This is a genomic window from Methylomonas montana (assembly GCF_030490285.1).
Classification (GTDB): Bacteria; Pseudomonadota; Gammaproteobacteria; order Methylococcales; family Methylomonadaceae; genus Methylomonas; species Methylomonas montana.
On the sequence record NZ_CP129884.1, the window covers coordinates 903389 to 927118 of the forward strand.

Consider the following 23730-nt stretch of genomic DNA (forward strand, 5'->3'; position numbering starts at 1 on the left):
TGATATGCCAAAAAGAACCGACATAAAATCGATTTTATTACTGGGTGCCGGACCGATCGTGATCGGTCAGGCCTGCGAATTTGACTATTCCGGCACCCAGGCTTGCAAAGCCTTACGCGAAGAGGGTTACCGGGTGATTCTGGTCAACTCCAATCCGGCTACCATCATGACCGACCCGGATATGGCCGATGCGATTTACATCGAGCCTATCGACTGGCAAACCGTCGAAAAAATCATCGAAAAAGAACGCCCCGACGCGATCCTGCCGACCATGGGCGGCCAGACCGCGCTGAACTGCGCTCTGGCGCTGGACAAGCACGGCGTACTTGAGAAATACGGCGTCGAAATGATAGGCGCCAGCAAAGACGCCATCAACAAAGCCGAAGATCGCGACCTGTTCAACCAGGCGATGCGAAAGATTGGCCTGGACGTGGCGCGCTCGCAAGTCGCGCACAGTATGGAAGAAGCCTTTGCCGCGCAGGAACAAGTCGGCTATCCGACCATCATCCGGCCTTCCTTCACGATGGGCGGCAGCGGCGGCGGCATCGCTTATAACCGCGAAGAGTTCATCGAGATCTGCGAGCGCGGCCTGTATCTGTCGCCGACCAACGAGTTGCTGATCGAAGAATCGGTACTGGGCTGGAAAGAGTTCGAGATGGAAGTGGTGCGCGATTCGAAAGACAACTGCATCATCATCTGTTCGATCGAAAACTTCGATCCGATGGGCGTACATACCGGAGACTCGATTACCGTCGCGCCGGCGCAAACTCTGACCGATAAGGAATACCAAATCCTGCGTAACGCTTCACTGGCAGTATTGCGGGAAATCGGCGTCGATACTGGCGGCTCCAACGTACAGTTTGCGATCAATCCGGACGACGGCCGCCTGATCGTCATCGAAATGAATCCCAGGGTGTCACGTTCGTCGGCGCTGGCTTCTAAAGCCACCGGTTTCCCGATCGCCAAAGTTGCCGCCAAGCTGGCGGTGGGTTTTACGCTGGACGAATTGCGCAATGAGATCACCGGCGGCACCACACCGGCTTCGTTCGAGCCGACCATCGATTACGTGGTCACCAAGGTGCCGCGTTTTGCTTTCGAAAAATTCCCGCAAGCCAACGACCGGCTGACCACGCAGATGAAATCGGTTGGCGAGGTAATGGCAATCGGCCGCACCTTCCAGGAATCCTTGCAAAAAGCTTTACGGGGGCTTGAGGTAGGCGTCGATGGTCTCGATGAAATCGCCGATTTGAGCGATGCCAACAGCGAGGACATTATTCTCAGGGAACTGCGTTATCCCGGTCCTGAACGGTTATGGTATCTGGCTGATGCATTCCGTAGCGGCTTGAGTTTTGAAGAAATTCATCAGGCGTCGAAAATCGATCCCTGGTTCTTGGCGCAGGTCGAGGATTTGATCGTCACCGAAAAAACTTTAGCCACCAAAACTCTGGCGACATTGGAGCCAGGCGAGTTGTTGCGTCTGAAGCGTAAGGGTTTTTCCGACCGGCGCTTGGCGAAGTTGCTGGAAACTAAGGAATCGGAAGTGCGTAATGTGCGGCATAAAAAAGGCCTACGGCCGGTTTATAAACGCATCGATTCTTGCGCGGCCGAGTTTGCCTCCGATACCGCTTACCTGTATTCGACTTACGAACAGGAATGTGAGGCTAAGCCCAGCGATAAAGAAAAAATCATCATTCTCGGCGGCGGTCCGAATCGGATCGGCCAAGGCATCGAGTTTGACTATTGCTGCGTACATGCCGCGCTGGCCTTGCGCGAAGACGGTTACGAAACCATCATGGTCAACTGTAACCCGGAGACCGTATCGACCGACTTTGATACCTCGGATCGTTTGTATTTCGAGCCGCTGACGCTGGAAGACGTGTTGGAAATCATCGAGCTGGAAAAACCCAAGGGCGTGATCGTGCAGTACGGTGGCCAAACGCCGCTGAAACTGGCACGCGCTTTGGAAGCCGCCGGTGCGCCGATTATCGGTACCTCGCCGGATTCGATTGATTTGGCCGAAGACCGCGAACGCTTCCAAAAATTGTTGGAACGCCTGAATCTGCTGCAGCCGCCCAATGCTACTGCGCGTTCGGTTGAGCAGGCCGTCAGCTCGGCTAAGGAAATCGGTTATCCTCTGGTGGTGCGTCCGTCCTATGTGTTGGGCGGTCGGGCGATGGAAATCGTTTTCAACGAGGAAGGCCTGCGCCGCTACATGAAGGAGGCTGTCAGCGTTTCCAACGATTCGCCGGTGTTGCTGGATAGGTTCCTGGACGATGCGGTGGAAATGGATGTTGACGCGATTTACGACGGCGAAACCGTGCTGATCGGCGGCTTGATGGAGCATATCGAGCAGGCCGGCGTGCATTCCGGCGACTCGGCGTGTTCGCTGCCGCCTTATGATTTGCCGATAGCGCTTCAGGATCAGTTACGCCAGCAAGTTGCTAAAATGGCCGAAGCCTTGGGTGTGTGCGGTTTGATGAATACCCAGTTTGCGATTCAGGGCGAGACCATTTACGTGTTGGAAGTCAATCCGCGCGCTTCGCGGACCGCGCCGTTCGTGTCCAAGGCGACCGGGTATCCTCTGGCTAAAATCGCCGCGCGAGTGATGGTCGGCAAATCCTTGAAAGAGCAGGGCATTACCGAAGAGCGCATCCCCGAATATTTCTCGGTCAAGGAAGCGGTATTTCCGTTCATCAAATTCCCCGGCGTCGATCCCTTGTTGGGACCGGAAATGAAATCCACCGGCGAGGTAATGGGGGTTGGTAAGACTTTCGGCGAGGCGTTCGCCAAGTCGCAACGTGCGTCCGGTGTGGACTTGAGCCATAGCGGTAAGGTGTTGATCAGTATTCGCGATGCGGACAAGCCTAAGTTACCGGATTTGGCGAAAATGCTGATAGCCAAGAATTATGAAATCGTCGCGACGCGCGGTACGGCCAGGGTCTTGAAAGAAGCCGGCATTCCTTGTCAGGAAATCTTCAAAGTCAACGAAGGCAGGCCGAATACGGTGGATATGATTAAAAACGGCGAGGTGCAATTGATCGTCAATACCACCGAAGGTGTTAAAGCGGTGGCCGATTCGTTTACCATGCGTCGGGAAGCCTTGCAGCGCAAAGTAACCTATTACACGACGATGGCGGGTGCGCGTGCGGCGTGTTATGCCTTGGGCGAACTGGACGCGGGCGATGTCAATTGCTTGCAGGATTTACATAAAACATTTTAACGGATGAACTTGAATTCAAAAGGGGAGCAGTAAATGCAGAAATTTCCACTGACAGTGGTAGGTGCCAATAAATTGCGCGCCGAACTGGAAGAGCTGAAAACGGTGGTACGTCCGCGCATTATTCAAGCCATTGCAGAAGCGCGGGCACATGGCGACTTGAAGGAAAATGCCGAGTATCATGCTGCGCGCGAACAGCAAAGTTTTGCCGAGGGCCGTATTGCCGAGATCGAAGGTAAGCTGTCCAATGCCAATATCATCGACGTGACTAAGACCGAAGCCAACGGCAAAGTGGTGTTCGGTGCGACGGTAGAAATCGAAGATATCGAATCGGGAAAGGTAGTGACCTACCAGATCGTCGGCGAGGATGAAGCTAATATCAAGGAAGGCCGTATTTCGGTCGGATCGCCGATTGCCAGGGCGTTGATCGGCAAGGAAGTTGAAGATGTGGTGACGGTAAAAGCGCCTGGCGGAAATATTGAGTACGAGATAATCTCGGTTCAGTACATCTAGTCTGTCGTTTATCGGGAGGTGGAGCCACCTCCCAAAGCAGTCTATTTTTTAGGATTCAGTCGATAGATTACCGCGACTTGGCCGATGGACTGAACTAATTCGGCCTTGGTTTCCGCGCAGATTTGTTCTCTAATAGCGGCGCGCTCGTCTCTTTCGGCGCGGATTTTGACTTTGATCAGTTCGTGGGCGTCCAGCGCCAGATTAATTTCCTTCATAACCGCTTCGGTTAAGCCTGCTTGGCCGATAATCACCACCGGATTTAGCGGGTGGGCTTGGGCTTTCAGCTTTTTCTTTTCAATAGGATTCACTCTGTTTCCTTAAACTTTAAAAACCCAGCAATTTTACACGAATAGGCAATATGGCACGCAGCAAAAGTAGCCAACAGTGGATGCAGGAACATTTTCAGGACGAGTATGTCAAGAAAGCACAGGCCTTGGGCTATCGCTCGCGCGCGGTGTTTAAACTGATAGAAATTCAAGAAAAAGACAAAATCATTAAACCTGGTATTAATATAGTCGATCTAGGTGCGGCGCCGGGGGGCTGGTCAGAGTATGTCAGCAAAATCGTCGGGAAAAAAAGCAAGGTGATTGCGCTGGATTTGTTGGCGATCGATCCGATTGATGGCGTGGATTTCATCCAAGGCGATTTCAGGGAAGACGAAGTACTGGAACAATTGTATAAAGTGCTTGATGGCGAGCCGGTGCACTTGTTATTGTCGGACATGGCCCCCAATATGAGTGGTAGCCGGGAAGTCGATCAGCCGCGGGCGATATATCTTGGCGAGTTGGCTTTGGATGCTGCGCAGCAAATTTTGGTGAAGGGTGGGACTTTTTTAATAAAAATGTTCCAGGGCGCCGGTTTCGATGAGTACTATAATCAAGTGCGTCAGCAGTTTAGTAGTGTCGTGATCAGAAAACCTAAGGCTTCCCGGTCCAGAAGTAACGAAGTTTATATTTTGGCAAAAGGCTTTAAATAAATGTGCGAAAGTCACCGTCCATGAGGCATGATGGGCGGTGGGATGCGAGTAGTCCTGATACAATTACTCGGTTTTTAAATATTGGGGCCATTCCAGGCCGGAGCGCGTAACTTGAGCGATATGATTAAAAATTTAGTTTTGTGGGTGGTCATCGCCGTAGTCTTGATGGCGGTGTTCAACAGTTTTGGGTCGCGGGCCATTCGCAGTGACGCTACTTTGTCGTATTCGCAATTGATCGATGCCGTCAAGGCTGGGCAAGTTCAGCAGGTGGCGATCTCCGATAATACTGTCAAAGGCAAAATGGTGTCTGGCGATAAGTTTAAGACTTATATGCCTAACGATCCGCATCTAATCGACGATTTGTTGGCCAACGGCGTTGAAATCTCGGTTCAGCCTCCCGAAGAACCGTCGATGCTGATGCAAATATTCGTGTCCTTCGGGCCGATTTTATTGCTGATCGCCGTTTGGGTATTCTTCATGCGGCAAATGCAAGGCGGCGGTGTCGGCGGTCGTGGTGGTGCGATGGGCTTCGGCAAAAGCAAGGCTCGGATGTTGGATCAGGATCAAAACAAGGTTACTTTTGCCGATGTCGCCGGTTGTGATGAAGCCAAGGAAGAAGTCGAGGAAATGGTCGATTTCCTGAAAGATCCGGCTAAATATCAAAAGTTGGGCGGCAAAGTGCCGCGCGGCGCATTGATGGTCGGTCCTCCGGGTACCGGTAAAACCTTGTTGGCTAGAGCGATCGCCGGCGAAGCAAAAGTGCCGTTCTTTACGATTTCCGGTTCGGATTTTGTGGAAATGTTCGTCGGTGTCGGTGCCTCCAGGGTGCGAGACATGTTCGAACAAGCTAAAAAACATGCCCCCTGCATCATCTTCATCGACGAGATCGATGCCGTGGGCCGTTCGCGGGGTGCCGGCTTGGGCGGTGGTAACGATGAGCGCGAACAGACTTTAAACCAATTGTTGGTGGAAATGGACGGTTTTGAGGGGCACGAAGGCATCATCGTCATCGCTGCAACCAACCGTTCCGACGTGCTGGATAAAGCTTTGCTACGTCCGGGACGTTTCGACAGGCAAGTGGTGGTTGGTCTGCCTGATGTCAGAGGTCGAGAGCAGATCCTCAATGTGCATTTGAAAAAAGTGCCGGCAGCAGACGATGTCAAAATCAAATACATCGCTCAAGGTACCCCAGGATTTTCAGGGGCCGATTTAGCCAATCTGGTCAATGAAGCAGCCCTGTTTGCTGCGCGTTTCAACAAGCGTTTGGTCAGCATGGTCGATTTGGAAAAAGCCAAGGACAAACTGATCATGGGCGCGGAAAGACGCTCCATGGTGATGGACGAAAAAGAAAAGAAAATGACCGCCTATCACGAAGCCGGTCATGCGATTGTGGGCCGTTTGGTGCCCGAGCACGATCCGGTTTATAAAGTCAGCATCATGCCGCGCGGACGCGCCTTGGGTGTGACGATGTTCTTGCCGGAACGCGATCAATACAGCGCCAGCAAATGTAAATTGGATAGCATGATTTCCAGTCTTTATGGCGGCCGGATTGCCGAAGAATTGATATTCGGCTGGGAACAGGTTTCCACCGGTGCTTCTAACGACATCGAACGCGCAACTGAATTGGCCAGAAACATGGTCACCAAATGGGGCTTGTCTCAGCGTCTTGGACCATTAGCATACAGCGAAGAAGAAGGCGAGATTTTCTTGGGTCGTTCGGTTACTCAGCATAAATCGGTGGCGGAAGAAACTTCGCATACTATCGATGAAGAAATTCGTTCGATTATCGATAGAAATTACGAAAGAGCGGAAAAAATTCTCAAGGAAAATGAAGATATTCTGCATGCGATGGCTGGTGCTTTAATGAAGTTTGAAACCATCGACAAATATCAGATCGATGATTTGATGGATAGGAAGCCGGTTAGAGAGCCAAAAGGCTGGGACGACACGCCATCTTCCAGCGACGGCATTAAGCACGATCATTGGGATCAAAAGAACACAGATCCGTCAATCGGAGGCGCGGCCGAGCAAGGCTGATGCCGTGACGGCAAAATCGAGAGAGGCTGCGGCCTCTCTTTTTTTTGGTTTGACTTAAGGGAAATTGAGAATGGCAAAAAAATATTTTGGCACCGACGGCATTCGCGGCAAAGTCGGGGAATATCCGATCACTGCCGACTTTATGCTGAAGCTGGGCTGGGCGACTGGCAGGGTATTTGCGAAAGAAGGTAGCGGATTTGTGTTAGTGGGCAAGGATACCCGTATCTCGGGCTATATGTTCGAATCTGCATTGGAGGCTGGTTTATCGGCGGCGGGCGTCGATACCCGGTTGTTGGGTCCCATGCCTACGCCGGGTATTGCGTATTTGACTAGAACCTTAAGGGCCAGGGCTGGCATCGTGATCAGTGCGTCGCATAACCCGTACTACGATAACGGCATCAAGTTTTTTTCGGTGGATGGTGCCAAATTGCCCGACGAAGTCGAGCATCAGATCGAACAGTATCTGGATGCGCCAATGACGACCGTCGAGTCGGCGAAATTGGGTAAAGCAAAACGCGTTAGCGATGCGGCTGGTCGATATATTGAGTTTTGCAAGGCGACCGTGCCGCCGCAACTAGACTTTAAAGGCATGCGGATTGTCATCGATTGCGCTAACGGTGCGACCTACCACATTGCTCCGCATGTGTTCAGCGAGGTTGGTGCCGAAGTAGTCACCATTGGCGCCGATCCGGACGGTTTGAATATCAACGACGAATGCGGTGCTACCAAGCCGGAAAATCTGGCGGCCAAGGTGCTGGAGTTTCGTGCCGATCTGGGGATTGCGCTGGATGGCGACGGCGACAGAATTATTATGGTTGATCATAAGGGCGAGATCGTCGATGGCGACGAGTTGATTTACATCATCGCCAAGTCTCGCCTGGACGAGGGCAAGCTATTCGGTCCCGTGGTAGGCACTTTGATGTCGAATCTAGGCATGGAACATGCGTTGAAAGCGGTCGGTGTGGAATTGTTGCGCGCTAAAGTCGGTGACCGCTATGTGATGGAAATGCTGACAGAACACAAAGGCATGCTAGGCGGAGAAGGTTCCGGCCATATTATCTGTTTGGATAAAACCACTACCGGCGACGGTATCGTTTCCGCCTTGCAAGTGCTCGCGGAAATGCAGCGCACCGGCAAAAGTCTGAACGAACTTAAATCGGGCATGAGCAAATATCCACAAGTGCTGGTCAACGTTAAAACCGATAAAAAAGTCAAAATCGAAGAGATCGATAGCATCAAAAAAGCCGTTGAAGCCGTCGAGAAAAAATTGGGCGATAAGGGGCGGGTGTTGTTGAGATCCTCCGGCACCGAACCGCTGATCAGAGTGATGGTGGAAGGCGTTGACGATGATGATGTGACTCGATTTGCCAATCAACTGGCCGCCGATGTCAGGAAAGCGATTCCGGCTTGAACTAAAAGACCTAAGTCGATATGATATGCGGTCTTATTTAGCTCGGAGGGTGTAATGCGTCAGTCTTTGATTATGGGTAATTGGAAAATGAACGGCTCTCGGGAAGATGGGCAAAAACTTGCTCAAGCTTTGGCTGAAGGTCTTGGCAGCGTTCAGCAGGAAGTGGCGGTCTGTGTTCCATTCGTCTATTTATCAGATATTCGCAATGTACTGGCTAATTCGCCTATTGCATTGGGCGCGCAAAATGTCGCCGATCAAGCATCTGGTGCATACACAGGCGAAGTTTCGGCGGCAATGCTGAGCGATTGCGGTTGCAAGTACGCGCTGGTTGGTCACTCCGAGCGTCGTAGTTATTATGGCGATACCAATGAATCCGTTGCCAAGCGGTTTGTTCAGGCTCAAAAGCTAAATGTGATTCCGGTGTTATGTGTCGGTGAAACCCTGGACGAGCGCGAACAAGACAGAACGTTCCAAGTGGTCGATGAACAGCTTGATGCTGTAATTGCTGCGGCGGGTATTGAAGCGTTTGAATCTGCCGTTATCGCGTATGAACCGGTGTGGGCTATCGGCACCGGCAAAGTGGCAACCGATGAACAAGCGCAGGAAGTGCACAAGTACATCCGTCAACGGATTGCCGATAGAAATCCGGTCATTGCGGAAAAAGTACAAATTTTATACGGCGGAAGCGTCAAGCCAGATAACGCAAAAGGCTTGTTTGCGATGCCCGACATTGATGGTGGTTTGGTGGGCGGCGCATCCCTGGATGCGAAAGGCTTCCTGCAAATTTGCCACTCGGTTTAGTTTCATCCGATTAAGGTCTTTATGTTGTACCAAATTATAATAATTATTCACATCTTCCTGGGTATAGGCATCGTAGGCTTGGTCCTGATGCAGCAAGGCAAGGGTGCTGACGCAGGCGCGACTTTCGGTGGCGGTGCCTCCGGTTCAGTCTTTGGTGCCCAAGGCTCAGCCTCGTTTTTGTCCAGAACCACGGCTATTTTTGCCACCCTGTTTTTTACGACCAGTTTAGGTTTGGCCGTATTAAGCGGTTATCAAGGTAAAAAAACAGACGTCATACTGGATGCAGTGCCTGCCGCGGAAGCAGTTAAATCCGATGTGCCGCTGTCTCAAGGCGGACCTAGTGACGGCAGTGTGCCTGTTCTGGACGCTAAGTTACCCGAAGCGCCGGTTATAAAAGAAGTTGAAAAACCAGCTGCTGCGAAATAAGCAAGCAACAAATAAAGCCGACGTGGTGAAATTGGTAGACACGCCATCTTGAGGGGGTGGTGACGCAAGTCGTGGCGGTTCAAGTCCGCCCGTCGGTACCATTTGAAGATGCACGGAAGTGCAAAGAAGTGCAAAACCCGCAAGTTCTCTGGCTTAGCGGGTTTTTTATTGTGCAGATAAGTGCAATGAAATGCAGGGGCATGCAAGCAAAAGTGTGTCATCGAGTGTATCATTCTGAAAAAAAACAGTTTGAATGACACACTCGATGACACACTATGGCTGAGAAACTCAATAAAGACGTGGTTTACAGGTCTGCCAAACATAAAGATAAAGACTACTTCATCAATGACGGTGGAGGTCTGTATCTCTTAGTCAAATCCAACGGCACAAAGCTTTGGCATTTCATCTTTACCTTTGAAGGCAAGCGGAAAAGGCTTTCACTGGGAATTTATCCAGACACAGCGCTGGAAGCCGCCAGGCGCAAATCTGAAGAAGCCCGCGCTCAAATAGCCAGCCGTATTGATCCCTCAGTTATCAGAGACGAAATCAAGAAGGCCAAACAGCTTGGAAAGCAGAATCAAGAGCGGGTTAAAGGTGGTTTGCCGATACTAGACAGTTTTGCCGATGTCACTCATAAATGGCTTGACTCTATCGCCCACCTAACCAGCCAAACCACCCACACCAAGAAAACCAGCCGTATTGAGCGCCTAGCGTTTCCGGTTCTTGGCGACAAGCCAATCAAAGAAATCAAATCATCGGACGTACTGGCGACACTAAAACCGCTGATCCAGATAAACAAGCTTGAAACCGCTCACCGCCTACATGCCGAAATCAGCTCAATATTTGCCTACGCCATCGTGCACAACTACACCGAATATGATCCGGCGCAACCCGTCGCTAAACAGATATAGCTTTATCTTATTGCGACGATACCTGGCAATATTAGTATTTGTGTCATCGAGTGTGTCATTTTTGAAATAAATGTAAAAAATCGTTTAATAAACAATGGCTTGAATTTAATTCGGTTCCGCCCGTCGTACCATTTGAAGATGCACGGAAGTGCAAAGAAGTGCAAAAACCCGCAAGTTATCTGGCTTAGCGGGTTTTTTATTGTGCAGAGAAGTGCGGCGAAATGCAGGGCCATGCAATCGAAATTGTGTCCTTTAGTGTGTCCATTCCTATAATGCTCCGAAAAAGGTAACAATCGAGGTAACAAAATGGCGGTTAATCTCAATAAAGACACGGTTTACAGGGCAGCCAAGCCAAAAGACAAGGATTACTCGATCAACGACGGCGGCGGCCTGTTTCTTTTCGTGGGAGCAACTGGCGGTAAGTTATGGCGCTTCGTCTACCATTATCAAAGGTTTTTCTAGCGTTTGTGTTTGCCTGCTAAAATGCCAGCAACCGTCAATCAGGAGGTAATATGCTGAAACCACTGCTGATTATCATGCTCACTATTCCGGCCATTGCGAGTGCCGGCGTCTATAAATGCGACATCGATGGTAAAACCGTCTACCAGCAGTCGCCGTGTGCCAAGGGCCAGGCGGTGGACATTCAAAAGTCTTCGTCCAGTGCCGCTTTCCAGCGCCAAATCGATGCACAACAAACTAGGCAAAACCGGGCCGAACTGCACGACATGGCCAACGAAATCGACATGCGTAACGAAATTGCGGCGCGCGCGCAGCTGCGGATGATCGCCGCTCAAAACCGCGCTGAAATGCGTCAGCAAATAAGGCGAAACTATGCGGACCAGTTCCAGAAACGTGCTGAGGAACTGAGACATGATGCCTTGCGCGGCAATATTACTGGTGGGTCTTATGGGCAAGCCTGGCGCAACAATCTCGCGGACGATTACGAGCGCATGGCCAGGGAACAGCGGCAATAGGCCAGTTTTATCCTATTTTCCGGTAACGATAGCGGATTGCCTTTTGTCTGCAGGGAGGGCCGCGTTAATTCCTGGATCAACCTCAAGTCCAGGACTGGAATGATACTATTCAAAAAAGCAGTACAATAATCCAATAGGCAAATGCTGTTACCGGCGTCTACCCAAGAAGCTGTTTGGAAATACTTAAGCCATGTGTATCCAAAGATACTGCCATCGCATAATTCTACTGGCCGCGAGCGCAATTGCGGCCGGCATTTTTCGCCAGATATAACATACGATCGGCCTCATCCAGCAACGCCGATGAAGCTTGTTCCGCTTCCGGAATCGCCGCCGCATAACCGGCGCTGATCGTGACCTGGCATGAAACTTCGGAGCCGGCATGAGGAATTTGTTGGGACTCGATGTTTAGGCATAACTGTTCGGCGATACGCCGGGCACCTTCGGCGTCGGTTTCCGGCATCAGCATCACGAATTCCTCGCCGCCGTAACGGGCCACCAAGTCGCCGGACCGGCTCACCATGGCGGCCAGCAGCGTGGCAACCTGTTTCAGGCAAATGTCGCCGGCGCCATGGCCGTGACAATCGTTATAAGCTTTGAAGTAATCGACATCCACTAGAATCATTGCTAGCGGCAAATGATTGCGTCGCGCGCGTTTCCATTCGCTTTCCAGGGCTTGATCGAAACGCCGCCGGTTGGGAACGCCGGTCAGGCCGTCTATCCAGGCCATCGCTTCCAGCATATCGGTCATCTGCTTCAAACGAATGTGATTGCGTATCCTGGCCTTTACGACCGGTAGGTAGAATGGTTTGGTGATGTAATCCAGTGCGCCGAGATTAAGACCGCGCTCTTCGTCTTCGCCTCCATTCAATGCCGAGACGAAAATCACCGGAATAGTGCTGGTTTGCGGATCCTCTTTCAGGCGACGGCAAACCTCGTAGCCGTCCATGTCCGGCATCGTCACATCCAGCAGGATCACATCAGGCGCGCCCTGCAGGGCAATCGTCTCCAACGCGGTCTCGCCGCTGACCGCCACTTTGACTCGATAATCGTAAATCAAATTCTCCGCCAATACCTGGATGTTGGTGGGGGTATCGTCGACAATCAAGATCAACGGTTTGGAAATTTCGATAGTCATCGCGATTCTCTCGCTAAATGCGGCGTTATGAGAGATTCCAGCTCGGCGAGTGTTTCCAGCGCCTGGCTATAATCGATATTGCCGACCTGCTTTTCTATTTGTAGTAGAAGTCTCTGGGTATCGTGGCCAGGCAAGGCATTTTTCAATAATGCCATTAGCTCGTGAGGCACGAAGTCGCTGCCGTTTAGCAGTAACCGTAGTTTCGCGGTCAGCGCGGTGGCTGTGAGCCAGTCGGAATCCTCGCCGCCACTTTCCGTAGCGGTAACCGAAGCCGTGAAGTTGGCGATAGTTTGCAGCGTCGAGGCGAGGCTGTGTTCGAAAGCGGTTATATCATCGTCGATTGGTGCGCCGTTGTTCAGTCGCTCTTCCAAACGGGCGGTAGTCTGATTTAACTCCACAGCACCGATTGCGCCGGCCGCCCCCTTGAGATTGTGTAGACGCTCCATGGCCAGGTCGGTTTTTCCGTTACACAGGAGATGGTGCCAGTCGTCCGCCGAACTGGCGAATTTCTCGTGGAAACGGTCGAGTAAATGATGCAGTTTTTCGCCGTTCGTACCCATTATGATCCGGATGTAATCCATATCGAAACCGGGTAGCAGGTAAGGCAAACCGGTCACCGCGCTTTCGGTGGGTGTTCCAATGGCCGCCGCCGGCGCCGATTGAGTCATTGGCTTGATGCAGCGGACCAGTGCGCTCAGCAAGGTTTGCGGCAACACGGGTTTGCCGACATGCTCGTCCATACCGGCTGCATAGCAATCATTGCGCTCCCGCTCCTGTACCGCCGCCGTCATCGCGATGATCGGCAAATCGGCAAATCGAGTATCCTGCCGAATCAGCCGGGAGGCTTCGAGGCCGCTCATCTCCGGCATTTGCAAATCCATCAGCACCGCGTCGAAACTGGCCGTCCGCACCGCTTCCACGCCTTCCCGACCGTTATTGGCCACCGTGACAAACAGGCCGGCACTTTCCAGATATTCGCGGGCTACGATCTGGTTGACCTCGTTGTCTTCTACCAGCAGGATATGTGCGCCGCGTATCGGCGCCGCCATTGCCGCGAGTTGGGGGCGCGAGTCATCGGTTTGGTCAATCTTGCCACCCTGCAAACGCGTTAATGCATCCATCAGCGTCGAAGGCATCACCGGTTTGATCAAAACCTCGTCCGGCATAGCGTCGCCGGCGGCGCGCAATAGTTTTTCGCGACTAAAGGCGGTGACCATGATCACCACCGGCGCATGGCGAATTTCCTCGCCGAGTACCATCTCCCTGATCGCGCGCGTGACCTGCACGCCGTCCAAGCCCGGCATTTTCCAGTCGAGCAACACTAATTCGAAATCCAGGTTGGCATCGTTGGCGGTTCTTAGACAGGCTAGCGCGTCTTCCCCGCTCGCCGCTTCCACCACCTGAAAACCCCAAGCCAGCAAAATGTCTCGCAGTATTTGCCTGGAAATATCCAGGTCGTCGACGATCAGCACTCGCATGCTTTGCAGATGACTGGGCATTTGATTGGCTTTTTGTTCCACTGGAAAAGGCAGGCGTAGGGTGAATCCAAATACGCTGCCTTCGTGGACCTGGCTTTGCACGATCAATTCGCCGCCCATCATTGCCACCAGTCGCTTGCTGATGGTCAGGCCGAGGCCGGTGCCGCCAAAACGGCGGGTAATGGAACCGTCGGCCTGAGTAAAGGCTTGAAACAAATGGGTAACCTGCTCCGTGGTCATACCAATACCCGTATCGCGCACCGAAAATTTCAGCGTCGAGTAGTCGCGCGTGTTGCTGAGTTGCGACACTTTGATATGAATTTCGCCAGCCTCGGTAAATTTGACGGCATTGCCGACCAGGTTATTCAGCACCTGTCCTAAGCGTAACGCATCGCCGATCAAATACGGCGGCGCGGTTGGGTCGAGTTCCAGTACAAGCTCCAAGCCTTTTTCTTCGGCTCTGACGATGAATAGGTTCAGGACATTTTCCAGTACTTCCTCAAGGCTAAATCGTTCCGCCATCAATTCCATGCGCCCGGATTCGACTTTGGAGTAATCGAGAATATCGTTGGTAATCGCCAATAATGCTAGCGATGAGGTGTGAATTTTTTGCAGATAATCGCGCAGTTTGGGGGAAGGATCGTTGTTCAGCGCCAGATCGGATAAACCGATGATCGCGTTCATCGGCGTGCGGATTTCATGGCTCATATTGGCGAGGAACATGCCTTTGGCTCGGGAGGCTGCTTCAGCCTCCTCCTTAGCCTGCAATAATTCAACGGTGCGCTGCGCTACCTCTGCTTCCAGCCGGTCTCGATGGCCCGTCAGCGTGACGTCGCGCAATTGAATCTCGCTCAGCATGGCATTAAAGGCCTGTACCAGGTCGCCGATCTCGTCAGAGCCGTGTGGCACCACCCGCAGGCTGTAATTTTTATCGTGGGCGATGATTCGGGAGGCTTTAGCCAATTCCTCTATCGGCCGGGAAATGATGCGCTGCAAGCGGATGACTAGCAGATAAACTAAAACCAGCGCTACCCCGGCGGCGCCTAGGCCCTTGCCCAGGTCGACCAAATGATCGTTCCATTGCGCGGTGAAATCGGCTTGCAATAAAACATAACCGACCAGCTCGGTATTTTTGATGACCGGTGTGAATAGTTCGGCGCGCCGGCTCCAAAAATCGGTGCGTAATTGGCGGTATGGTAACCGGTAATCGGCGGGTGGGACGCTGGCAGCCATGCTACGGTTCCAATTCGATAGCGTGGCGCCGTCGGCGGAAACCATCCAGGCGGAAGCAATTTCCGGATGTTCTTTCAACGATTCCAATAACCGCCTGGCTTCGGATTGGTCGGAAAAAACCAATGCGGCCTGACCGTTTTGTGCCAATACGTCTGCCAGGCTGGACAATTCATGCAACGCTTCCCGGTAGCGGCCGAAAGCCGAACTGGCCAGCATCACCGAAAGGCTGACGAATAGACAGACCGCGCAACTCAACATGATGATGGACACCAGCTTTCGGCGTAACGACCATTCGGAGAAGTCAGGTAAAACGCGCATCAAACTATCTCCCGTAAACATAGGTTGCGATGTTCAGTAGTTGGCCGGGCAAATGCAGTCTTGCGTTACGAGTCGATTCCAAATTGACCTCGAATACGACGTTGTTGTCGCGAAACAGCAGGGCGATGCCGCCGCCTTTCTCGGCAAAATCGCCGATATCCGACAGCGTTAACACCGGCGCATCGCGCAAGGCCTTGAGGGTCACCACGAAGCGTTGCTGCTCGGAGTTGCCGATGAACAATAAGTGGCAGGCCGCCAGATTAGTATCCGTGTAATTGCGTTGCTCGACCCGTAATTCGCGCTCACCGGCCTTGCGGCCGTCCAGCGCCTGCAATGCGCCGTCCAGCACGTTGTTACCGATCACGCACAGTACGATATTGGCATTGGCCGGCAGTGCCTCGGCCGGCCATTCCACGAATTTGGCGAAATTGTAGAGATAGGCGGCTTTGATCTGGCCTTCCGACAGCCCATCCGCTGCCAGCGTTTGCCAAGGGCCTAACAACAACAGTGCCAGGCCCGACAAGATAAGACTAGCCGGCCGGCAAGGCGGGGTTGCGCACGAAGTGATTAGTTTCCGCAGGTAGGCGCCGCCGTGTGCATAAAGTGCGCGCAACCACGCAGGCAGGCGTATGTCTACCTGCTCGGTTGGGTGTCCTTGGCGCTTTCGGTGATGCATCATGTGTCGGGTAAGATACTTGGCCGATGAGTAATCGCTCGCGAGCTGAAAACTGAATGTTCGACAATCAGCGGTTTGGGCCGAAAATTGTCGAAGTATGCGGGACCAGACAGGAAATTTGAATAGCTTATTTTCTCTGTCAACGTTTGTATTAAAGTCAAGGTTCGATGAAATCGGGATGAACCGAGTCGTTCTGCCTGTCCTTAGAGGTTGATCCTGGGGCAGGGGCAATAGCCGTTGAGTTCCACGTAAGCCTTGCCAGCCACCGAACCTTGGACGCTGCATGCGCCTTCCCAATAGACTGGACCGACCCAGACGACATCTTTGGCGTGCAATTCCTGATCTTTCACCAGCGGTTGTACCGTGAATTTTTCGCCGCGCACTTCGACTTCCCAGCCCGATGGGTAGGTGCAGCCGGTATGCGGGCTGGTCCATTCCTCCAGCACGGTCACCTGAAAATCTTGGGCGTTCAATTGGATGGTAACGCCGGCGGCATCGGTGAGTGAACCCGATTTTTCCACCGAGGAGTCGCTGCCTTTAAAATCGAACAGCATCAGCTGGCGGTTGTCGTCCAGTTCGATGGCAAACCATTGCCAGCCTTGGGTAATGGCCTGAAACAGTTCGCCGTATTGGCGGTCGAACCAGCTAGTGCCGCTAACGCGTAAGGTTTCGCCGTTGATGGTCAGCGTGCCGCTGGTTTCCATTTTGGGGCGCGAGTAGTAATAGGTAAAACCGCCGAAACGATAAGGGTGAGGGTCGCCGCCGTAATGTAAGGAGACTGGTTTGGTGGCTTGTAGCTCGATGTCCAAGGTGTAGTCGCCGACCTGGGCATGCAAGCGGTCGTGGCCGTCGCCGCCTAGGGCGGTGATTTTGTCCCCGTAGCCGGATTTCAGGTTGAAACCGTTTTTGTCGCGATTGGGCAGCTTGAATTCGACGTACTCATCGAACGAAAAGCGTTGGGCGTCGACATCGGTCACAGCGGCTTGCGCCAGTTGATCGCGCATGAACAGGAAGCTATCGAACGCGAAAAACACCACTTCAAAGCCAAAGCGGCGGCCGTCTTCGCTTTGCAAGTGCCCGGTCCAATACCACCATTGCACTTCTTGGGACGGTAAAAATGCGTCATGGGCCGGTAGGGTGATAGGCCCGATCAAGCCGCGCCGGGGCATGAACTGATAATAAACCACCACCGCGATCAGTAACGCCCAGGGCAGAAATGGCGGCGCCAACAAGCTGATGACCATCAAAATCCCGGCCAATATCCAGGGTAGTTTTTTCCAAAGCTTACTCATCGTCGTTACTCTCAAAGGGTTCAAAAATCAAAACGCCAGTCGATCTTGCCGTAAATCGAGCGGGGGACTTCCGCGGTAAGGTCGTACAGTGACATCCACGCAACTTCTCGATATTCCAAATGTTGCGGCGAGAACAGGTTTTGGGCGACGACAGATAACTCAATGCCGGAATAGGGTTGGTAAGCAAGCCGGGCGTCGAAGGTGGTGTAAGCCGGAACTGACTGGTCGACTGCTCGGAGCCGGTCTACATGTCGCAGGGTAAGGTCCAGCTTGGTCTGCTCGTTGAGGTCCATCTGCCAACGCAATGAGCCGTGATGGCGCGGGCTGAGGCCGGCGGTGTCTGAATTGGCGGAATCGTAGGGTTGTTCGATTTTAATGTGGCTGTAGTTGCCGGTAAACCGCATCCAATCCAAAACTTGCCAGTCGGCGGATAGTTCTATACCGCGAGTAGTGACTTCGTGGGTGTTGTTGAACCAGAGCATGGGTTGGGTGAGTGTCACGCCATCAAAAGTCGGTGTACCCTGGCGAAACATGATCAGATCGGTATAGTGATTGCTGAACGCAGTAATATCGGTCGAGAACTGGCTGGTCCACTGGGCGCGGTAGCCGATTTCCGCGGCGAAGACCTTTTCTGCTTTGAGGTTGGGATTGGGAAATGCCCTGACCTGAGCCTGATCAAAAGGGGGAAGCGGAATACCCGTCGGAGTCACGCCGAGGGCAATATTGGATTGCGCCTCGCCGCGCGACGGGGTGCGTGCGGCCCTGGAAACCGATGCCCAGACCGAATGTTGCTCGCTAGGCGTCCATAGTAACCGAGCATTGGGCTGAACTTGAGTATTGCCGAAATGGCTTTCCTCGAGTTTGGTACCCAGCGTCAACCGTAAAGTGTTGTCTATCAGTGTGATATCGTCCTGCACGAAGACGCTGCCATTGTGATAACCCAGGCTGTTGGGGCTATAGGCAATCGCGGAGGTGCTGGTGGCGGAACTGTGGATGAATCGGTAATTGACGCCCCACATCAGGTCGTGGCTGGGACTGGGATGTAGGCGATGCTGAAAGTCGATGTCCAGCATGTCCTGGTCGTCCGATAACGCCGGCGCGCTGAAGCTGACCCGGTCATAATAGCTTTGCAGCTTAAATTCCGAACCATCGCTGAAAGCGCCCTCCCAGCGTGCCAGGAGGTTGGCACCATCGGCGTGATTGTCGACGTTGGATATACTATTGAATGGCGGCGCAGTCGTTACGGGGCCGGTTGTGTTGCCGACAGTTTTTCGGTAGACGTCGCCCTGCACCGTGAAGCGGTGATCGCTGGAAATTCTGTCGTCGATGCGAAATCCGGCCTGCACCGAGCGCCAGTCGTCATGCAGCCGTTGCCCCGATGAACCGACAAAGGCCTCGTGTTCGAAAGTCTTTGCGTAGATACGGTAACTGCCGTCGTTACCGATTTGGCCACCGTGACGGTAACCGGCGAACCCTTGTTCTTGATTGCCGCCGCCGGCGACGAACAGATTGCCTTCGGTGTCTTTGGCCTTCCTGGTGATGATATTGATGACGCCGTTGACGGCGTTGGCGCCCCACATCACGGCGCCGGGGCCGCGGATCACCTCGATACGCTCGATGTCTTCCATCAGGGTGTCCTGCAAATTCCAGAACACGCCGGAAAACAAGGGCGTATAAATCGTGCGCCCGTCCATCAACACCAGTAATTTATTGGCGTACTTGCCGTTGAAGCCGCGGGCGGTGATGGCCCAGGAGCTGGCGTTGATTTGCGCCACGTCGATACCCGGCGCCATGCGCAAGGCATCGGGGATGCTGGTTGCGCCGGAACGGCGAATGTCGTCCTGGCTGATCACGAACGCCGCTGCGGCGGTATCGGACAGGGTTTGCGATTTTCGGGATGCGGAAGAGACTTCCATCTGCATCAGTTCGTTGATCGATAAGCTTTCGATATCCGGCGCAACCTCTTCGGCGGCGGCCTTGCCCTGCAAGCCGGTGCCGAGCGCGATTCCGAACAGCAAGAAGCCTAGAGAGTTTGTTACATGCCATTGAAACCGGCAATTTCGTTGCATCGTTGATTTCATTTGTTACTTATTATTTTTCAGCGGATTAAGCATAGTCGAATATAAAACGGACGATATTCTCTCGAAAGACCGTTTACAAGATAGTCCCTAAACCAAAATAAGGTGTTAGGTGCCGGCAAACAGTCCAAAATTGTTTGGGTTTTTAGAGGGTTATCACAATTCGCCGGGTAAAAAAATGCTGGAGCAGCATCCGAACTGCGCCGGCACGAATCTTGAGAACATTCTATAGCTGGCCTATAGATTTGTAGGATACTGGCGGCGCTTAAAGACCTATAAAATATAGGGTTAGCCGAATGCGCCACGAAATAGCGCCATCGCAGTGGGCGAATTCTTACAAACGCGTCCCGGCTGTTGTGCCGTTACAAACATAAATCTGTGTTATTTGCGACAATTCAGCGGCTTATGATAAAAAAACATTTAAATATCAGTTATTTAAATTAATTTAATAACTGGCATGGCCTGTGCTTTCTCACTGTATAACCAATCAAGTGAGGTGAAGAATATGGAACTGCCAGTATTAAACGAAACTCCAGCAGCAAGCGCAGGCGGCTGCTCCTCTCATTCTTGCGGTACCAGCGATGATCAGCTGGGCCATCTGTCCGACGAGATTCGCGCCAAGGTGGAGAACCATCCGTGCTACTCCGAAGACGCCCACCATTACTTCGCGCGGATGCATGTCGCGGTCGCGCCAGCCTGTAATATTCAATGCCATTACTGCAACCGCAAATACGATTGCTCCAACGAGTCGCGTCCGGGCGTGGTGTCCGAGCTGTTGACGCCGGATCAAGCTGTTAAGAAAACCATGGCGGTGGCGGCCAATATCCCGCAAATGACTGTGCTGGGTATCGCCGGCCCCGGCGACCCGCTGGCCAATCCGGAGCGCACGTTCGAAACCTTCCGTCGCCTGAGTGCGGAAGCGCCGGACATCAAACTGTGCGTCTCCACCAATGGTCTGGCCTTGCCGGAGTCGGTCGAGGAATTGGCCAAACACAATATCGACCACGTCACCATCACCATTAACTGCGTGGATCCGGAAGTCGGTGCGCAAATTTATCCGTGGATTTTCTGGGAAAACAAACGCATCAAAGGCGTGAAAGGCGCGAAAATTTTGATCGAGCAGCAGCAAAAAGGCCTGGAAATGCTGACCGCCAGAGGGATTTTGGTCAAGGTCAACTCGGTGATGATCCCCGGCGTCAACGACAAACACTTGGCTGAAGTCAGCAAAATCGTCAAAGCCAAGGGCGCCTTCCTGCACAACGTGATGCCTTTGATCGCCGAAGCCGAACACGGCACCTTCTACGGTGTAATGGGCCAACGCGGCCCGACTCAGGACGAATTGATGGATCTGCAAGACGCTTGCTCCGGCGACATGAACATGATGCGCCATTGCCGTCAATGCCGTGCCGACGCGGTTGGCTTGTTGGGCGAAGACCGCGGCGACGAGTTTACGATGGACAAAATCGAGGCGATGGAAATCGATTACCAATCGGCAATGGAAAAACGCAAGGTCATCCATGAAGCAATCACCGAGGAAATGCATAGCAAGCGCGCCGCCAAGGCCGAATCCGAAGCCAAACATGCTCAGGAAGAAAAACTGAACACCCGGCCGGTGCTGATGGCGATCGCGACCAGCGGTCAAGGCGTGATCAATATGCACTTCGGGCATGCGAAGGAATTCCTGATCTACGAAGCATCGCCGGACGGCGTGCGTTTCATGAGCCATCGCAAGACCGATTTGTATTGCGGCGGCGACGATACCTGCGGCGAAGGCGAGAGCGTGTTGCAACAAACCATCCGCTCTTTGGCCGGCTGCGAAGCGGTGTTGTGTTCCAAAATCGGTTACGAGCCATGGGATATGCTGGAAAAAGCCGGCATCGTGCCTAACGGCGAGCACGCGATGGAGCCTATCGAAGAAGCGGTGATGGCGGTTTATAAGGAAATGGCCGCTGCCGGTAAGTTGGATGAGGTTAAAACCGAGGAACGCGCGACGGCGTAAATAGGTAGGTCGGGTTGGCATCGCTAACCCGACCGCACGTATTCCGAGTCGGGTGACGGCTAGTCCTAACCCGGCCACACGTCTAATCACCCAATCCAAGAGGTAACGTCATGGCCTTACAAATTATCGAATCCTGCGTCAACTGTTATGCCTGCGAGCCATTGTGCCCCAGCAAGGCTATCTATATGTCCGAAAAAGCCGGGCATTTCAGGATCAACCCGAAAAAATGCACCGAATGCGAAGGCGATTATAAAGATACCCAATGCGCCAGCATCTGCCCGATCGAAGGAGCGATCCTCGATGCCTTGGGTGTGCCGATCAATCCGCCCGGCTCATTGACCGGTATTCCGCCGGAAAAAATGGCAGAAGCGATGGCGGAACTGCAAGCCCATTGACGGCCATGGCCACCGTCCATTTTTACGAAAAGCCGGGGTGTTTGAACAATACCCGGCAAAAGCAGCTGTTGAGTGCCGCTGGGCATTTGCTGGTGATTTACGATCTGTTGCAGCATCCTTGGGCTAACGACCCTGCCAAACTGCGCTCGTTTTTCGGCGATAAACCGGTGTCGGATTGGTTTAACCGCAGCGCACCGGCCGTCAAGCAGGGCTTGATCGATCCCGATGCATTGGACGAACAACAGGCTATCGAGTTAATGGTGGCCCAGCCCTTATTGATTCGCCGGCCTTTGATGGAAGCCGACAATCGGCGCGTCAGCGGCTTCGACGAAGCGGAGGTCGATGCCTGGCTAGGCTTGAAATCACCGCCGACCGGTAAGGATCTGGAAAGCTGCCCCAGACAGTCGCATGCCGAGGCTTGCAAGCCATGAACAGCCTAAAGTTGGAGAGCGACGACGGCGTACCGCTGGCGATAGCGCTCTCGGAGCGAGTGTATTGGGTCGGCGCGTTCGATCCGAATCTACGCACTTTCGACATCATCCTGAAAACCGCCAACGGCACCAGCTACAACGCTTATGTGATTCGCGGCAGCGAAGGCGTAGCGGTGATCGACACTGTCAAGGAAGGCTTTGCCAACGACTTTTTTGCCCGGCTGGAAAGCGTCGCCGATTATTCGGAAATCAAAGTCATCGTCCTCAATCATTTGGAGCCCGATCACACCGGTGCCTTGCCGGAACTGATGAAACGGGCGCCGCAAGCGCAGTTGTTCATTTCCCAAAAAGCTCAATCCATGTTGAAAGGCCTGCTGAAACAGGATGAATTGAGTTTTACGCCAGTCGTGACCGGCGACAAGGTATCGCTGGGCGACCGCAGCCTGGAGTTTTTGCACACCCCGTATCTGCACTGGCCGGACACGCAATGTACCTATGCGCCGGAAGAGGCCATGTTGTTCTCCGGTGATGTATTTGGTTGCCATTTTTGCGATAAGCGCTTGTACAACGACAAGGTCGGCGACTTTCGGTTTTCCTTCGAATACTACTACGCTCATATCATGCGGCCGTTCAAGGAATACGTGGTACACGCCTTGGAGTTGATCGAGCCGTTGCCGCTGAAATTGATCGCACCCACTCACGGCCCGATTCTGCGCGACCATCCGCAGCATTACATCCAGCGCTACCGGCAGTTGTCTACGCCGGCCTTGCACAACGAACTCAAGCCCAACCAGAAAACCCTTTTAATTTTTTATATCAGCTCCTACGGCAACACCCGGCGCATGGCCGAAGCGATTTATCAGGGCGCGATGCAAGTCGAGGACGTACGCGTGTCCTTGTACGACCTGGAAGGCGGCGAGGTCTCGCCATTCGTCGATCTGATCGAGGAAGCCGAAGGCTTGGTGTTGGGCACGCCGACTATTAACGGCGATGCGGTCAAGCCGATCTGGGATTTGTTGTCCTCGCTGACCGTGGTCAATCTGAAAAATAAACTGGGCGGCGTATTCGGTTCTTACGGTTGGACCGGAGAAGGCGTGCGCTTGGTCGAAGACCGCTTGCGCGGCCTGAAGTTGCGGGTGCCGATACCGGGCCTCAGGGTCAAGCTGATTCCGACCGACGACGAGATTTTGGAATGCAAGGCCTTCGGCCTGGAACTGGCTCAGGAGTTGACCGGGATCAGAGAGTCGAAAGTCATTAATTTTGCGGATCTGTAAGGCGATAACAGACGCTCGCTATTGAGCCCGCAATGTTGTGCGCGGGCCAAACCGATCCAAGGACGTATCGGGGAATTCATCGGCCGCAAGGTCGATGAAAATCGGGAATCGATGAGATTCCAAACCGGGAGTCCTCAGATTAGAGGCTGCCGAGA

At 53.1% G+C, this 23730-nt stretch carries 20 protein-coding genes and 1 tRNA gene; 15 read left to right on the forward strand and 6 right to left on the reverse strand.

Features of this window, described 5'->3' with window-relative positions; genetic code table 11:
- Positions 1–4 precede the first annotated feature (4 nt).
- Together carB and greA are read left to right on the forward strand one after the other, a co-directional pair.
- Entirely contained in the window at positions 5–3220 is a 3216-nt protein-coding gene (gene carB / locus QZJ86_RS04450; protein WP_301936758.1) for a carbamoyl-phosphate synthase large subunit, read from the forward strand.
- Between the two features lie 33 nt (positions 3221–3253).
- Positions 3254–3730, forward strand: coding sequence for a transcription elongation factor GreA (gene greA / locus QZJ86_RS04455; protein WP_301936760.1), 477 nt, complete (start codon positions 3254–3256; stop codon positions 3728–3730).
- Positions 3731–3771: 41 nt separating this feature from the next.
- Here greA and yhbY read toward each other — a convergent pair whose 3' ends face one another.
- Positions 3772–4038, reverse strand: coding sequence for a ribosome assembly RNA-binding protein YhbY (gene yhbY / locus QZJ86_RS04460; protein ID WP_301936762.1), 267 nt, complete (start codon positions 4036–4038; stop codon positions 3772–3774).
- A gap of 50 nt (positions 4039–4088) precedes the next feature.
- On the opposite strand from yhbY, the gene rlmE reads away from it, so the two are divergent.
- The 9 genes from rlmE to QZJ86_RS04505 all read left to right on the forward strand — a co-directional run bounded on the left by rlmE (position 4089) and on the right by QZJ86_RS04505 (position 11266).
- A complete protein-coding gene (gene rlmE / locus QZJ86_RS04465) occupies positions 4089–4706 on the forward strand; it encodes a 23S rRNA (uridine(2552)-2'-O)-methyltransferase RlmE (RefSeq protein WP_301936763.1) in 618 nt (205 codons plus the stop codon).
- A 120-nt stretch (positions 4707–4826) separates the two neighbouring features.
- Entirely contained in the window at positions 4827–6743 is a 1917-nt protein-coding gene (gene ftsH, locus QZJ86_RS04470) for an ATP-dependent zinc metalloprotease FtsH (protein WP_301936765.1), read from the forward strand.
- A 70-nt stretch (positions 6744–6813) separates the two neighbouring features.
- The gene (gene glmM, locus QZJ86_RS04475) at positions 6814–8154 is read left to right on the forward strand and encodes a phosphoglucosamine mutase (protein WP_301936767.1); all 1341 of its coding nucleotides are present in this window, start codon (positions 6814–6816) and stop codon (positions 8152–8154) included.
- A gap of 54 nt (positions 8155–8208) precedes the next feature.
- The gene (gene tpiA / locus QZJ86_RS04480) at positions 8209–8955 is read left to right on the forward strand and encodes a triose-phosphate isomerase (protein ID WP_301936769.1); all 747 of its coding nucleotides are present in this window, start codon (positions 8209–8211) and stop codon (positions 8953–8955) included.
- A gap of 21 nt (positions 8956–8976) precedes the next feature.
- Positions 8977–9381: a preprotein translocase subunit SecG gene (secG, locus tag QZJ86_RS04485; RefSeq protein WP_301936770.1), complete on the forward strand. Its 405-nt coding sequence runs from the start codon at positions 8977–8979 to the stop codon at positions 9379–9381.
- 16 nt (positions 9382–9397) lie between these two features.
- Positions 9398–9482, forward strand: a tRNA-Leu gene (locus QZJ86_RS04490).
- Between the two features lie 174 nt (positions 9483–9656).
- Entirely contained in the window at positions 9657–10292 is a 636-nt protein-coding gene (locus QZJ86_RS04495) for a tyrosine-type recombinase/integrase (RefSeq protein WP_301936771.1), read from the forward strand.
- A gap of 306 nt (positions 10293–10598) precedes the next feature.
- Positions 10599–10754: an integrase arm-type DNA-binding domain-containing protein gene (locus QZJ86_RS04500; RefSeq protein ID WP_301936772.1), complete on the forward strand. Its 156-nt coding sequence runs from the start codon at positions 10599–10601 to the stop codon at positions 10752–10754.
- A 50-nt stretch (positions 10755–10804) separates the two neighbouring features.
- Positions 10805–11266 (forward strand): DUF4124 domain-containing protein, encoded by a 462-nt coding sequence (locus QZJ86_RS04505; RefSeq protein ID WP_301936773.1) that lies wholly within the window; start codon positions 10805–10807, stop codon positions 11264–11266.
- Positions 11267–11489: 223 nt separating this feature from the next.
- Here QZJ86_RS04505 and QZJ86_RS04510 read toward each other — a convergent pair whose 3' ends face one another.
- The 5 genes from QZJ86_RS04510 to QZJ86_RS04530 all read right to left on the reverse strand — a co-directional run bounded on the left by QZJ86_RS04510 (position 11490) and on the right by QZJ86_RS04530 (position 19467).
- The gene (locus tag QZJ86_RS04510) at positions 11490–12401 is read right to left on the reverse strand and encodes a diguanylate cyclase (protein WP_301936775.1); all 912 of its coding nucleotides are present in this window, start codon (positions 12399–12401) and stop codon (positions 11490–11492) included.
- Positions 12398–15430, reverse strand: coding sequence for a response regulator (locus QZJ86_RS04515; RefSeq protein WP_301936777.1), 3033 nt, complete (start codon positions 15428–15430; stop codon positions 12398–12400). The genes QZJ86_RS04510 and QZJ86_RS04515 overlap by 4 nt, the downstream gene beginning before the upstream one ends.
- Before the next feature lie 4 nt (positions 15431–15434).
- The gene (locus QZJ86_RS04520) at positions 15435–15953 is read right to left on the reverse strand and encodes a YfiR family protein (protein WP_301936778.1); all 519 of its coding nucleotides are present in this window, start codon (positions 15951–15953) and stop codon (positions 15435–15437) included.
- 356 nt (positions 15954–16309) lie between these two features.
- Positions 16310–17398 carry a lipocalin family protein gene (locus QZJ86_RS04525; RefSeq protein WP_301936780.1) on the reverse strand — a complete coding sequence of 363 codons (1089 nt, stop codon included), beginning with the start codon at positions 17396–17398 and terminating at the stop codon, positions 16310–16312.
- 20 nt (positions 17399–17418) lie between these two features.
- On the reverse strand, positions 17419–19467 hold the full coding sequence (locus tag QZJ86_RS04530) for a TonB-dependent receptor plug domain-containing protein (RefSeq protein ID WP_301936782.1): 2049 nt from the start codon (positions 19465–19467) through the stop codon (positions 17419–17421).
- 514 nt (positions 19468–19981) lie between these two features.
- On the opposite strand from QZJ86_RS04530, the gene nifB reads away from it, so the two are divergent.
- The 4 genes from nifB to QZJ86_RS04550 all read left to right on the forward strand — a co-directional run bounded on the left by nifB (position 19982) and on the right by QZJ86_RS04550 (position 23575).
- Positions 19982–21475, forward strand: a complete 1494-nt coding sequence (gene nifB / locus QZJ86_RS04535) for a nitrogenase cofactor biosynthesis protein NifB (RefSeq protein WP_301936784.1) — start codon at positions 19982–19984, stop codon at positions 21473–21475.
- A 110-nt stretch (positions 21476–21585) separates the two neighbouring features.
- Entirely contained in the window at positions 21586–21870 is a 285-nt protein-coding gene (locus QZJ86_RS04540; protein ID WP_020484742.1) for a 4Fe-4S dicluster domain-containing protein, read from the forward strand.
- A gap of 5 nt (positions 21871–21875) precedes the next feature.
- On the forward strand, positions 21876–22301 hold the full coding sequence (locus tag QZJ86_RS04545; protein WP_301936790.1) for an ArsC/Spx/MgsR family protein: 426 nt from the start codon (positions 21876–21878) through the stop codon (positions 22299–22301).
- Positions 22298–23575, forward strand: a complete 1278-nt coding sequence (locus QZJ86_RS04550; protein WP_301936793.1) for an FprA family A-type flavoprotein — start codon at positions 22298–22300, stop codon at positions 23573–23575. Before QZJ86_RS04545 ends, QZJ86_RS04550 begins: the two co-directional genes overlap by 4 nt.
- Positions 23576–23730 lie beyond the last annotated feature (155 nt).